Below are 12,240 nucleotides of genomic sequence, written 5' to 3'. Positions count from 1 at the left end.
ATGTCAACTGACGATTCTGTAAATAACAGCGCTGCAAGCCAGCGCTCTGCAAACAAACGCGCTACAGACAAGCAGGCTGCAATTAACCCACCGGCATCCGTCCCTGCTCCAGATCAAGCTGTCCATCCTGTGTCTAGTGCATCAATAACCAATCCGGCAGCCAGAAGTTTGAGCAAAGCGCGTGAGGAAGCCCAACAGGCACAGCTTCAATTTGCAGGCCGTGGCCGGAAGCTGGCGATGTATGCCATTGGGCTGCAACTGGCACTGTTGCTGAGCAGAGGACTGACCCAAACTACCGGTCTATTGCAGGATGTTGTGCTGTACCTGTATTGCCTTGCCTTTATGCTATCCATTTTTGGTATTTTTTTAATGGCACGTGGCTTGCGCTTTAATAGCATCACCACGTTTGTTAGCGTGATTGCCCAGTTTGTTCCTGTTATTAATACCCTGATTTTGCTGTATTTAACGATGAAAGCAACGCGAGCATTACAGCAGGCCGGCTATCAGGTTAGTTGGCTGGGTGTTAAAACACATCAACCCAAACACTAAATCAGCGACGCTACCCACTTACTCCAAGCCGCTGTATTACCAAAATCATCGCTGCTATCAATGGTGTTATTTTCTTTCAAGCCAATGGTCAAGGCTCAGGCGGCCTGCACCCAGCAGCATCAGCGCCAGAAAACCACCTGCCAGCCCAATATTTTTCATAAAATGGATACTGTTGTTGTATTGCTGGGCGGCATCACTGCCCCCGACATGAAACAGCAAAGCCGTCAGTATACTAAACACCGCCAGACCCAGTGCAGCCACGCGGGTTTGAAAACCCAGTAAAATGGCAAGCCCACCGCCCAGTTCAGCAAAAATCACCAGCGGCAACAGGCTGCCACTCACCTGCATGGCCTCCATATAGGCCACAGTACCTGCATAATCACTGAGTTTACTCCAGCCCGAACTCACAAAAATGGCGGCAAGCGCAAGGCGTGCCAGCAATTGAATGATAGCTGCCAGTGCAGGTTGACGAATAAGGTTTGCCAGCAAAACATTGGGATTAAACATATAGTGCTCCAGAATCAGGTTTAATAGGTATTTATGGTTGGTGCACACACTGTATAAAATCAGGCCTGTTCTTCCTACTGCAAAAATAATGACGACGCATTGCATCAATAGAATGATCAGGCAGGCCATTTAAAAAATCTGCGCGTTGTTGCAGCTTTATATCGACCATTAATCTATGTTCAGGGCTGCGTGGGCAAAATTCCTTAAGCTAAATTTAAGCTAGGCTGCTTACTGTGCAGGCCATTCTTGTGACACTTATGATCTGGCCATGTTTGTTGATTTTCCTTATCACCGCTCCCGCACGTTCAAGCTTTCGGTTGCTCTCAGCGTCTTGCAATTCAATGCATTGGTGGCTTTCTGGCTGGCCAGTGTAGTGAATATTCCATTTTATCAGGCGATTGCTGGCTTAACGTCCTATCATGGGCGTGCGGCTGCCATTTTCCTGCTGGCAACCGGCCTGATTATCTTTGCCTATTACCTGTTTGCGCTGCAATTGCTGAGCTGGCGCTTTAATGCCAAGTGGGTGGCAGGTGTTTTGGTGGTGATCAGTGCCATGGGCAATTATTTTGTGTCGGAACTGGGCATTGATATTAATCAGGGCCAAATCCTGAACATGATGCAAACCGATCTGCATGAGATGCTGGATCTGGTGTCCTGGCGTGCTGCCCAACTTACCGTGCTGACCATTATTTTGCCCCTGCTGGTGATCTGGCAGGTCAGGTTGCCCAAAGCTTCTATTAAAACTGTGCTGCTGCAAAAGCTGCTGACCTGCGTGGCCACACTGGCAATTATTGCAGGGCTGGTATTTACCTATTATGGCCAGTATGCGCCGATGTTCCGCGAACACCGCAATTTAAAGGAAAAACTCAATCCCAATAATAGCATTAGCGGGCTGCTGAGTTACGGCAAGCACTACTTCAGGCTGGAAGACAAGCCACTGTTGCATTATGGCACTGATGCCAAAATGACGGGCACTACAATGACAGGCACTGCCACTGACTTGCCGCGCCTTATGGTGCTGGTGGTGGGAGAAACCGGGCGGGCTGAAAGTTTTAGCTTGAATGGCTATCACAGGGACACCAACCCCGAACTGGCCAAGCTGGATGTGCTGAACTTTTCCAGCGTGGCGTCCTGTGGCACTGAAACAGCCGTGTCGGTGCCCTGCATGTTTTCTGGCATGCCGCGCCAGCATTATGATGCCTCACTGGCCAGCCATCGCGAGGGTCTACTGGATATTGCCAAGCGTGCAGGCTATGAAGTCACCTGGATTGACAACAATTCGGGCTGCAAGCGAACCTGTGACCGGGTAAGCCGCTTTGGCCTGCCACTGTCAGACAAGGAGCATTGGTGCAATAATGGCGAGTGCTATGATGACATCCTGCTGGCCAGTATGGATGCTTATCTTAAGCAGTTGGCAAATAAGCTGCATCCAGCAAACCAGCTCATTGTGCTGCACCAGATGGGCAGCCATGGCCCAGCCTATTACAAGCGCTATCCAGCGGCATTCCAGAAATTTGTGCCCACCTGCGATACCAATGCCATCCAGAATTGCAACCATGCCAGCCTGATCAACAGCTATGACAATACCATTGTCTATACCGATCACATTCTGGCTGGCCTGATTTCCCGTTTAAAACAGCAAACTGGCTTTCAAACCGGCATGTGGTATGTTTCCGATCATGGCGAATCAACTGGTGAACATGGCCTGTACCTGCACGGCGCACCGTATGTACTGGCACCCAGCCAGCAAACCCACGTTCCCATGATTTTGTGGTTTTCCAAGGCGTGGCAGCAGCAACAGCCCACACTGGTGCCCTGCCTGCAACAGCAGTTAGGCCTGCCGCGTAGTCAGGATAATCTGTTCCCCACCCTGCTGTCTGTGCTACATATTAATACCCGGGTCATTGATCCGCAGTTCAACATGCTGTCACTGTGCCACGCATAGGTTCGCTGATGATTAAATTACTGTTTGTTGAAGATGACCCCATGATTGGCGAATCCACCCAGATTCTGCTTCAGCATGAAGGCTTTAACGTCGACTGGGTGCGTAGCGGGCTGGCCGCCATGGATGCCTTGGCACGGCATGATTATCAATTGGTACTGCTGGATCTGGGCCTGCCTGAGCTGGAAGGCATGGAGGTGCTGCGTCGTATTCGTAATGACAGTATTCGCAGTGACAGTATTCATAGTGACAGCCAGATTGCCGTGCTGATCATTACCGCACGCGATACCCTAAAAGACCGGGTACGCGGCCTGAATCAGGGGGCAGACGACTATCTGGTCAAGCCCTATGACTTTGAGGAACTGATTGCCCGCATTCATGCCTTGTTGCGGCGTACCAGCCCGGCAGCCATGCAGGATTATTACCAGATTGGCGGGATTCGCCTGTATCCGGCCACGCATCGCCTGTTTAAGGGTGAACAGGAAATTGAGCTGTCCAACAAGGAATGGGCCATTCTGGAACCCATGATGATGCATCCGCACCAGATTTTTTCCAAAAGCCATCTGGAACAAAAACTGTATGACTGGCAAAGTGACGTCAGCAGCAACACCATTGAAGTCTACATTCATCATTTAAGGCAAAAACTGGGCAAGGATTTTATCCGTACCGTGCGTGGAATCGGCTATTGTATTGACCAGCCCTCTGATTAAGCCGGATTAATCGTTATGCCCCTAGTGCTGCCTGCCTTTCGCATCCTGTCACCCCAGCAGCGCTCGCTACGGCAAAAGCTGCTGATTAGCCTGACGGCCTTTAGTGTATTGCTGTTTTTGCTGCTGGGCTATTCAGCCTACCGGATTGCGCTGGAAGAAACCCAGGAAATTCTGGATCAGCAAATGAAGGAAATGGCTTATTTTCTGGCCGAAACCTCCATTGACCATCTGGATTCTGCTTTTCGGCCCAACCACCGCTATGATGAAACCGATGTCTTTATTGATATCTGGACTTATCCGCTGTCTGACCAGCCAGTCCAGCATAGGCAGACCCTGAGCGAAGACCCGGATCATATTCGCCTGTCCCGTCAGACTACTGCGCATTTTCAGCTTGTGCATTCATCGCGCGGGGAACTGAAAGTCTTTGTGTTGCCGCTCCGAGACCGGCAAATCCAGATTAGCCAGCAGCTTAAAGTGCGGCGTCATCTGGCACAGGAACTGGCCTTGAGCATGCTGATTCCCTATGTACTGCTGGTGCCTTTTCTGGTGCTGGGACTGGGCTTGCTGATTCGCCGCCTGTTTAGGCCAGTCGATGCCTTGCAACGTACCATTGCCTCACGCAGCCATGGTGATTTAACCCAGATTGATACCCGGCATTTACCGCTGGAAATCAAGCCGGCCATTGATGAATTTAACCAGTTGTTTGCGCGCATTGAACAGGCACAGCAGCAACAGCAGCAGTTTATTGCCGATGCAGCCCATGAACTGCGCTCACCCATTACTGCCCTCAATCTGCAACTTAAAGTCCTGCAAAAAACCCTGCCAGCTGAATTAACGCAGGATCGCAACTTTTCCAGTTTAACGCAGGGTCTACAGCGCATTCAGCATCTGGTGCTACAAATGATGACACTGGCGCATCAGGAAGCCCAGCCTGCCAGCCCGCAACCGCTAACAGATATGGTGGTACAGGTTCATTTTGTGATTGAACAATTAATGCTGAGTGCCCGCAAAAAACAGATTGAGCTGGGTCTGGATACCCGTATTACCCAGCTTCAGGTTGCCGCCGATCCGGTGCAACTGCAATCCATCCTGTTTAACATTATCGACAATGCCATCAAGTACACGCCAGTAGATGGTGAAATTGCCATTTGCTTAACTCAAGATGCACACCGGGTTTATTTAAGTGTGGAGGACAGTGGCCCGGGGGTGGCAACCACCGATTACCCCAAACTGACTGAACGCTTCGTGCGCCTGCCACAGGCCCATCAGGACATTGTCGGTAGCGGGCTAGGGCTGGCCATTGTAAAAAACGCGGTACAGCATCTGGGCGGCTCGCTGGAATTTTGTCGGTCAACACGGCTGGGTGGCTTAATGGTTAAGGTGAGCCTGCCCTATTAACTGAGGGTTCTGCCTTTGCTGAGCGTACCATGCATACATTTGAATAATAGCGCATAAGCCCAGATTTACGGCCCATGCCACCCATAGTGTCCATAAATTATGGCTTAAAAAATGCGCACCACGCATCATTTGCCCCCAGCCCATGGCAAAACCCAGCAGCAGCGCCGCCAGCAAATAATAGCGTGCCTTATGCGGCTGCGACTGCCAATACGCAAAAAATAGCGCAATCAGGGCAAATCCGGCAGACGCATGCCCACCGGGAAAGCAATGACCGGCCTTGGATAAATGATCCAGCCAGACCAGATGATGCTGTTGTACTTGCACCAGACTCCACGGACAGGCATGCCCAGACTGTGATTTAAGCAGTCCGACCAGTGTGGTGGTGCATAAGGCCGATATCAGCACGTAGCCGCTTGGCAAGCGATAATGACGCCAACCTGCCCGGTAAAAACTGCCTATAAACTGAATCAGCAGTATAACAATCAGGCCAATAATCACATTCTTGACCCCATGATGGGCAATATGAGTCAGCCACCAGTTATCACGCTCAAAAAAGCGGCCTGTGCTATCCACCCACGGGGCAATTAACCAGTGATCCAGCACGCCATTGACCGGAAAAAATTGAATGAGCAGCAGCGCATAGGCCAGCAATCCAGCAGTATTAAACAGCCAGAATGTTTTGGAATATTGGGTTGCGGTGATTGCCATTGCCGTTTAATGCCATATCTTGGGGTGCGCAAACGGTAAAAGCGCCAGCTTAAATTTTGCTTAAAGCAATTGGATTAAACCTGCTTACTGGCTTAAAACCATTGACTAATGGCTGCTGGTTTATTGTGGGTTGATGCACTTTGTCTAGTTTTTTTCACTCAAGTATTTCCAGTAGCGTCGCGGCACTTGCTGAATATGCAGTTTCAGGTTTTTGCGCTCAACAATGTTGGTGCTTTTAAAATAATCCTTCCACAGCTGGTCATACAGCGCTTCCTGTGCATCCAGGGTAATGCTGCTGGTAGTGAGCCGGGCCTGCTCAATCATGGATTTATTGGCTTCACTGGAGAGCCGCACTTCATGCACCTGCTTTAAATCATAAAACAGGCCATAGTGCCGTTTTTCATCATAAATCAGCCAGTGCTGGTCGGCGTAACGCCGTTTAAAATGCGGCGCAATCAACGGCAGCACATTAAAATCCGGGCTAATCACCGCAAAATAAATGCCCTCGCTGGTTTTTTTAAAGCGCACAAATGCTTCCATGCGATGTTTTTCCCGGCTAACACTTTTGGCCATTTGCGTAACGCTCAATACCGCCGGATGACCATAATTCGCATGCACCGCATCCTGATGGTCAAATACATAGCAGGCCAGCTCAAACAGATGCTGAAAGGTGGTGGCCTGCTCGGACAAATAGCTAAAATAAAACTGCCGGCTAAAATTGCTATTGGTTTTCTGGCACAAGGCCGTCCACACCCGTTTGGCATTGGCGTCATTACTGATAATGGTAATTTCTTCGGCCAGCCTGCCTTGTTCTTCTAGGCCTCGTTCATCCGAACCCCATGCACCTAAGCTCTGTGCAAACAGTTCTGGCTGAAAGTCTTTTTCACAATAAATCCGCAGCTGCCCGTTCTTAAGCCGTTGTTTTTCCTTAAAGGCATAGGCGCGAAAGATACAGCATAACAATCCGGCAAAACTGCCATCAAAAATATAGCTAATCATGCTAGCACTTGAAAACACATGACTTAAAAGCCAAGCTGCAACTGTGGTGACAGGGTGGCGGCATACTTGGAATTGGCCACCGCCAGAATGCTACTGCGGATTTGTTCAGGCGTAGGATTGCGCAGGCTAAATGGCGTATCTGCACAGCGGATAAAATGTCGTGCCCGGTTATAGGCCACGCCCATGCGCTGCAGCTGATCGCTATGCAACTTGCCAAAACGCCGCGCCTGTACAATCTTGCGCGCTGATTTCACCCCAATGCCCGGCACCCGCAAAATCATCGGGTAATCGGCCCGGTTGATGTCAATGGGGAATAAATGCGGATTACGCAAGGCCCAAGCCAGCTTGGGATCAATTTCCAGCTCAAGGTTGGGATGCTGTTCATTGACAATTTCCTGCACGCCAAAACCATAAAAACGTAGCAGCCAATCGGTCTGGTACAGGCGGTTTTCCCGGATTAAGGGCGGCAGTGTGCCAATGGCAGGCATGCGCTGGTCGTGACTGATGGGAATGTAGCCCGAATAATACACGCGCCGAAGCTGAAAATTTCTGTAGTACTGATCAGCCAGCAACAGCACATCCTTATCCGTATCTGCGGTTGCACCTACCACCATTTGCGTGCTTTGACCTGCGGGAACAAACTTTGGTGTACTGCGAATGAGCTTGCGATCCTGTTTAAACTGCACAATATTGCGGTGCACGATGCCCAGATCATGCTTCACCTCGGCATGCGATTTTTCCGGTGCCAGCAATTTAAGCCCGGCTTCGGTGGGCATTTCCAGATTAATGCTCATGCGATCAGCATACAGTCCGGCTTCCTGAATCAAAGCCTCACTAGCGCCGGGAATGGTTTTTAAATGAATATAGCCGTTGTAATGTTCTTCCAGCCGCAGTTTTTTCACCACCTGAAGCATGCGTTCCATGGTGTAATCAGCGTTTTTAAAAATACCCGAGCTTAAAAACAAGCCTTCAATATAATTGCGCCGGTAAAAATTCATGGTGAGCTGCACCACTTCATCTACGGTAAACGAAGCGCGCTTGATGTCATTGCTGCGGCGTGACACACAATAGGCACAGTCAAAAATACACACGTTGGTAAACAGGATTTTCAGCAGCGACACACAGCGGCCATCTTCGGTATAGGTATGGCAAATACCGGAACCCGTGTCCCCCACACCTTTTTGGCCACCGCCCTTGCTAGTGTTTTTGCGGTTACTGCCACTGGATGAACAGGACACATCATATTTGGCGGCATCGGCCAGAATTTGCAGTTTTTCGCGGATGCGTTCAGACATGATGATAATTTTGCTGGGCAGTAATGATGATTTTTAGCTTAACAAGATTTAAAGCAGGGTTAAAAGGCAGGGGAAATTCAGCGCGACAGGCTGTGTCTGCATCAGGGTTGAAAAAAACCGGACAATTTACCCGGCTTCTTATAATTTAAATCTTTTATCCTGTTACTTTTTAATGGCGGCCATAATCGGGCAACCCTTAAACTGTGCCGCCTGTGCAATGGCATCCTGCTCTCCCAGCACACGGGACAGCTCGGAATTTTGCGTGCGCTGCGACTGGCCCATATTCACGGACACACTGGGGCCAATACCCCAGCCACCGCCACGGCCAAAAATACCGCCCACACCCAAGCCTACCCCAACACCTGTCGTTTTAGGACTGCTCACGCCACGCTGGATATATTGCGCAATGCGGCCATATTCAGCATGCAGTTGGGCGCAGTTGAGCGCCTGATACTGGGTAGGTGACACATACATGGGCTTTACGCTAGAGGCACAGCCAGTCATCACCAGCACACTGGCCATCAGCACGCCCAAAGATAAAACATGATGTGGTAAAGCCCGATGTTTTAAAGCCACGATGGCACACTCCTTCCCATTAGTTTAAACAGCTCACGTTAAGCCTTGCTGATTTCATCAAACAGGTTCACATAAGCCTGTGTGAGTTTATGATCTACATTTAAATGAATCAGTGGCTGGTTTTTCTGGTGCGATTCCTTCATCACCACCGAGGTTGGCAGCATGGTATCAAACACCGGCAGCCCTTCGTCTTTGAGTTCCTGTACCACCTGCTGTGGCAGCTTGGCCTGACTCTGGAACTGATTCACCACGATGCCTTCTACTTCAAGCGCCGGATTATGGTCACTGCGGGTTTCCACCACATTTTCCAGCAGGGTTTGCAGGGCACGGCGGGAAAACACATCACAGTCAAATGGAATAATCACTTTTTCCGCTGCAATTAATGCCGACAGGGTAAAAAAGTTAAAGGCGGGCGGCGTATCAATAAAAATTTCATCGTACTGGCCAGCCAGTTCATTTAAGGCATCGCGCAGTTTAAAAATCTTGTGCTTGCTTTGTAGCGGATGCTCCAGCGCGCCCAGATTCGGGCTGGAAGGAATCACAAACAGGTTGTCAAATGGCGTGCTGTGAATCACTGCATCCAGACCGCGTTCCTTGTTTTTCAGAATGGAACCCAGCGCCGAGCCAATCAGGCCCTTGCCTTGCGAGGCATTTAATACTTCATCAAAAAAAGTTTCAATATTGGGTTCCAGCACCGGATTATTCTGGCCATAGGTGGCTTTTTCACCGAGCAAATATTGGCTGGAATTGCTTTGCGAATCCAGGTCAATCACCAGTGTGCGCTTGCCACGGGCTGCACTAATCGCTGCCAGATTGACAGTAATACTGGACTTGCCCACACCACCTTTTTGATTAAATACTACACGACGCATTTGTTTTCCCCTTAAATGAAAGCTGGCCTGCCTGATTCTGAGATTAGTTTATTTGTCAGGCTAATTTGTTGCAGACTGTCTAACAGTCGTGCTGGTTAACTGATTTTGCTGCATTGGTTGAATTTGCGGGTCAACAGCAGCGGACTGAGCAATTTGCTGGGAAGCCGCGTTACCGGAAAAATCAGGTTTCAACACCACCAGCGTAAGCAACCCGGCAAAGGCAACCGCCGCCACAAAAGCACCCGCCTTACGCTGGGCCAGACTCATGTCCCGTTTGCTAAACGCCTTGATGATAGCCGATAAAATCACCACAAATAAAATGATCTTGCCATAAAACCATGGCTGCACCACAAACTGGTTCTGGTATAACAATACCATGCCGGTAATAATCAGCACGGTAAAGGACAGATGCTGCAAGGCCACCAGCACAATACGGCCTGCTTTTCCGGGCTGGTTTTGCGGTACACGGAACAGCAAGGCAGCACGGATTAAAAAGGTAATCAGCGCCAGACTGCCGAAGGTCATGTGAATAATTTTTAAAATTAAGTGTGAATCCACCCCATGTCCTCTTATTTCATTGCGTGATAGGTCGCGCTTTGGCTATTTAAAGTAAAGGTTTTTTAAAGCAATTGCCTGAATATGCTGTTTAAATTTAGGATTTAGGCTGATGCGCACATTGCGGGCTGTCTGGTGCATCACCCGTCCATTCATCCGGACTATAGGCGTGAATGGCCAGTGCATGAATGCGGCTGGGTGCAATCAGATCACCCACCGCGCCATACACTTTCTGGTGCCGTTGTACCAGCCGCAAGCCTTCAAACTGGCTGCTCACCACCACCACCTTAAAGTGTGATTCCTTGCCAGGAAAATAGCCACCATGCCCATGTGACTCGTTTTCAATCAGCAATTCCGTAGGGGATAAAGCCTGCAAGCGCTGCTCAAGTTCGGTTTGTAAGGTCATGGCTACCTCATCCTGTTAAAAATAAAGTTTGGCAAAAGTGAGTCATGAATCTAGTCATGGCGCAGCTGGCGCGGTCTAAATCCGGCCAGCAACAGCGCAATGCCATACACCAGCGCACCCAGCGCACACAAGGCCAGCAGCTCAATAATGCGCATCCATTGCGACACATCGCCATTGTAAAATTGTATCGTTGCCAGCAGGGCAGCCACCATGGCAGCATTCGCAAATCCGTACTGCACAAAGATCTTTTTCCAGTGGCTGCCAAAGCGATACACCTGCTGTTTATGCAAGTACCAGTACAGCAGGCCTGCATTGACAAACGCTGATCCCGTTGAAGAAATGGCCAGTGCAATATGGGCAGCATCCCAGTGCATCAGTTTAAATGTTCCAATCAGTACCACGTTAAGCAGCATATTGGCAAACACTGAAATCAGGCCGATTTTTACCGGGGTCTTGCTGTCCTGCCGGGCGTAAAAACCGGGCGCAAAGATTTTAATCAGCATAAAGGCCAGAATCCCACCCGACATGCCGCGTAAGGCCCATGCCGTCATTTCTACATCACGCACGCTAAACGCCCCATGCTGGAACAGCGCCTGAATCATGGGTTCGGCCAGCACAGTCATGGCTAGGCTGGATGGAATGCCCACCAGCATGATCACCCGCGCCGCCCAGTCAATCATGTTGCGGAATTTTTCATGGTTCTTTTCAGCATGCTGGGCTGACAGTGACGGCAAAATTACACTGGCAATGGCAATGCCAATCAGGCCCAGCGGCAGTTCAGTCATACGCTCGGCAGTATAAAGCCACGACACCGAACCATCCTGCATAAAAGATGCCCAGATGGTGTTGAGCAGCAGGTTAATTTGCGTCACCGATACGCCAAACAGGGCGGGCAGCATTAGGCGTAAAATACGCTCTACGCCTTCATGCTTAAAGTCTACCTTGGGTGGCACCAGCAATTTTTTACGCCATAGCTCGGGAATTTGCAGCGCCAGTTGCAGCATACCTGCCACCAGCACCGCCCAGCCCAGCACCATGATTTGCTGCTTGCCTTCAAAAAAATCAACAAACCACCACGCTGCTGCAATCTGGGTAATGTTGAGCAAAACCGGGGCAAATGCCGTGCTGGCAAATGAACCATAACTGTTCAGAATACTGCTGGAAAAAGCCGTCAGCGACATAAACAGCAAATAGGGAAAGGTCAGCCGGAACAGCTCAACCGCAATGCCAAATTTTTCCGGGTTGTCATGGAAGCCCGGCGCATACACATACATGATGGCGGGAGCTGCAAACAGCGCAATAATGGTCAGCGGCATTAAAATGGTGAGCAGCGTACCGGACACACTACTGATCAGCAATTGAACTTCGGCATGGGCGCGCTGGGTTTTATATTCGGTGAGTACCGGAATAAAGGCTTGTGAAAATGCCCCTTCGGCAAACAGGCGACGGAAAAAATTAGGAATGCGAAAGGCCACCACAAAAGTATCAAATACCCCGCCTGCGCCAAATACATTCAGCAAGACCATATCCCGGACCAGGCCCAGAATACGCGACAGCATGGTCATTGCACTAAAAATAAAGGTCGAGCGCCACAAAGCCATATCCCCAAGCAACTGCTGACTAAAAATGCGCTATTGTAGATGAAATTAACAGCAGCCGTTGTAATATCGCTGCGCTGGCAGTGTTTTAATTCACGCTAACCTTGCAGGTGACTATTTACCAG

At 49.8% G+C, this 12,240-nt stretch carries 12 protein-coding genes and 1 pseudogene; 4 read left to right on the top strand and 9 right to left on the bottom strand.

Features of this window, described 5'->3' with window-relative positions; genetic code table 11:
* The gene (locus Q337_RS0114880) at nt 1-549 is read left to right on the top strand and encodes a hypothetical protein (protein ID WP_026472258.1); all 549 of its coding nucleotides are present in this window, start codon (nt 1-3) and stop codon (nt 547-549) included.
* A 66-nt stretch (nt 550-615) separates the two neighbouring features.
* On the opposite strand, the gene Q337_RS0114875 is transcribed toward Q337_RS0114880, so the two are convergent.
* Complete coding sequence (locus Q337_RS0114875; protein WP_026472257.1) at nt 616-1,056, bottom strand: DoxX family protein; 441 nt, start codon at nt 1,054-1,056, stop codon at nt 616-618.
* Between the two features lie 268 nt (nt 1,057-1,324).
* Here Q337_RS0114875 and Q337_RS0114870 point away from each other — a divergent pair, with 268 nt between their 5' ends.
* Genes Q337_RS0114870 through Q337_RS0114860 form a run of 3 tightly spaced genes read left to right on the top strand, consistent with a single transcriptional unit; the run spans nt 1,325 to nt 5,106 of the window.
* Entirely contained in the window at nt 1,325-3,001 is a 1,677-nt protein-coding gene (locus tag Q337_RS0114870) for a phosphoethanolamine transferase (protein ID WP_051526933.1), read from the top strand.
* Nucleotides 3,002-3,009: 8 nt separating this feature from the next.
* Nucleotides 3,010-3,708, top strand: a complete 699-nt coding sequence (locus Q337_RS0114865) for a response regulator transcription factor (RefSeq protein ID WP_026472255.1) — start codon at nt 3,010-3,012, stop codon at nt 3,706-3,708.
* 15 nt (nt 3,709-3,723) lie between these two features.
* On the top strand, nt 3,724-5,106 hold the full coding sequence (locus Q337_RS0114860) for a sensor histidine kinase (RefSeq protein ID WP_084494885.1): 1,383 nt from the start codon (nt 3,724-3,726) through the stop codon (nt 5,104-5,106).
* On the opposite strand, the gene Q337_RS18010 is transcribed toward Q337_RS0114860, so the two are convergent.
* The 8 genes and pseudogenes from Q337_RS18010 to murJ form a co-directional block, all read right to left on the bottom strand.
* Entirely contained in the window at nt 5,077-5,814 is a 738-nt protein-coding gene (locus tag Q337_RS18010; RefSeq protein WP_084494884.1) for a phosphatase PAP2 family protein, read from the bottom strand. The genes Q337_RS0114860 and Q337_RS18010 overlap by 30 nt on opposite strands.
* Before the next feature lie 144 nt (nt 5,815-5,958).
* Nucleotides 5,959-6,813, bottom strand: coding sequence for a TIGR03915 family putative DNA repair protein (locus Q337_RS0114850; RefSeq protein ID WP_026472253.1), 855 nt, complete (start codon nt 6,811-6,813; stop codon nt 5,959-5,961).
* Nucleotides 6,814-6,836: 23 nt separating this feature from the next.
* Entirely contained in the window at nt 6,837-8,108 is a 1,272-nt protein-coding gene (locus Q337_RS0114845) for a putative DNA modification/repair radical SAM protein (protein ID WP_026472252.1), read from the bottom strand.
* 162 nt (nt 8,109-8,270) lie between these two features.
* Complete coding sequence (locus tag Q337_RS0114840) at nt 8,271-8,630, bottom strand: hypothetical protein (RefSeq protein ID WP_034280713.1); 360 nt, start codon at nt 8,628-8,630, stop codon at nt 8,271-8,273.
* Between the two features lie 92 nt (nt 8,631-8,722).
* Nucleotides 8,723-9,556, bottom strand: a complete 834-nt coding sequence (locus Q337_RS0114835; protein WP_026472250.1) for a ParA family protein — start codon at nt 9,554-9,556, stop codon at nt 8,723-8,725.
* 174 nt (nt 9,557-9,730) lie between these two features.
* Nucleotides 9,731-10,114 (bottom strand): annotated as a pseudogene (locus Q337_RS18005) (SirB2 family protein); the annotation flags it as partial.
* Between the two features lie 94 nt (nt 10,115-10,208).
* Nucleotides 10,209-10,517, bottom strand: coding sequence for a BolA family protein (locus Q337_RS0114825; protein WP_026472249.1), 309 nt, complete (start codon nt 10,515-10,517; stop codon nt 10,209-10,211).
* 50 nt (nt 10,518-10,567) lie between these two features.
* Nucleotides 10,568-12,118 carry a murein biosynthesis integral membrane protein MurJ gene (gene murJ / locus Q337_RS0114820; protein WP_026472248.1) on the bottom strand — a complete coding sequence of 517 codons (1,551 nt, stop codon included), beginning with the start codon at nt 12,116-12,118 and terminating at the stop codon, nt 10,568-10,570.
* Nucleotides 12,119-12,240: the final 122 nt, after the last annotated feature.

Origin of the sequence: Alkanindiges illinoisensis DSM 15370, assembly GCF_000619845.1 — a bacterium.
Taxonomy (GTDB): Bacteria; Pseudomonadota; Gammaproteobacteria; order Pseudomonadales; family Moraxellaceae; genus Alkanindiges; species Alkanindiges illinoisensis.
Note: the sequence above shows the minus strand (reverse complement) of the source record. Positions and strands in the feature narration are given on the sequence as shown.

Bases quoted from the DNA above. Each gene is read 5' to 3' on its own strand.
- Q337_RS0114880 (WP_026472258.1), top strand. From the start codon at position 1: ATGTCAACTGACGATTCTGTAAATAACAGCGCTGCAAGCCAGCGCTCT.
- Q337_RS0114875 (WP_026472257.1), bottom strand. From the start codon at position 1,056: ATGTTTAATCCCAATGTTTTGCTGGCAAACCTTATTCGTCAACCTGCA.
- Q337_RS0114870 (WP_051526933.1), top strand. From the start codon at position 1,325: ATGTTTGTTGATTTTCCTTATCACCGCTCCCGCACGTTCAAGCTTTCG.
- Q337_RS0114865 (WP_026472255.1), top strand. From the start codon at position 3,010: ATGATTAAATTACTGTTTGTTGAAGATGACCCCATGATTGGCGAATCC.
- Q337_RS0114860 (WP_084494885.1), top strand. From the start codon at position 3,724: ATGCCCCTAGTGCTGCCTGCCTTTCGCATCCTGTCACCCCAGCAGCGC.
- Q337_RS18010 (WP_084494884.1), bottom strand. From the start codon at position 5,814: ATGGCAATCACCGCAACCCAATATTCCAAAACATTCTGGCTGTTTAAT.
- Q337_RS0114850 (WP_026472253.1), bottom strand. From the start codon at position 6,813: ATGATTAGCTATATTTTTGATGGCAGTTTTGCCGGATTGTTATGCTGT.
- Q337_RS0114845 (WP_026472252.1), bottom strand. From the start codon at position 8,108: ATGTCTGAACGCATCCGCGAAAAACTGCAAATTCTGGCCGATGCCGCC.
- Q337_RS0114840 (WP_034280713.1), bottom strand. From the start codon at position 8,630: ATGGCCAGTGTGCTGGTGATGACTGGCTGTGCCTCTAGCGTAAAGCCC.
- Q337_RS0114835 (WP_026472250.1), bottom strand. From the start codon at position 9,556: ATGCGTCGTGTAGTATTTAATCAAAAAGGTGGTGTGGGCAAGTCCAGT.
- Q337_RS0114825 (WP_026472249.1), bottom strand. From the start codon at position 10,517: ATGACCTTACAAACCGAACTTGAGCAGCGCTTGCAGGCTTTATCCCCT.
- murJ (WP_026472248.1), bottom strand. From the start codon at position 12,118: ATGGCTTTGTGGCGCTCGACCTTTATTTTTAGTGCAATGACCATGCTG.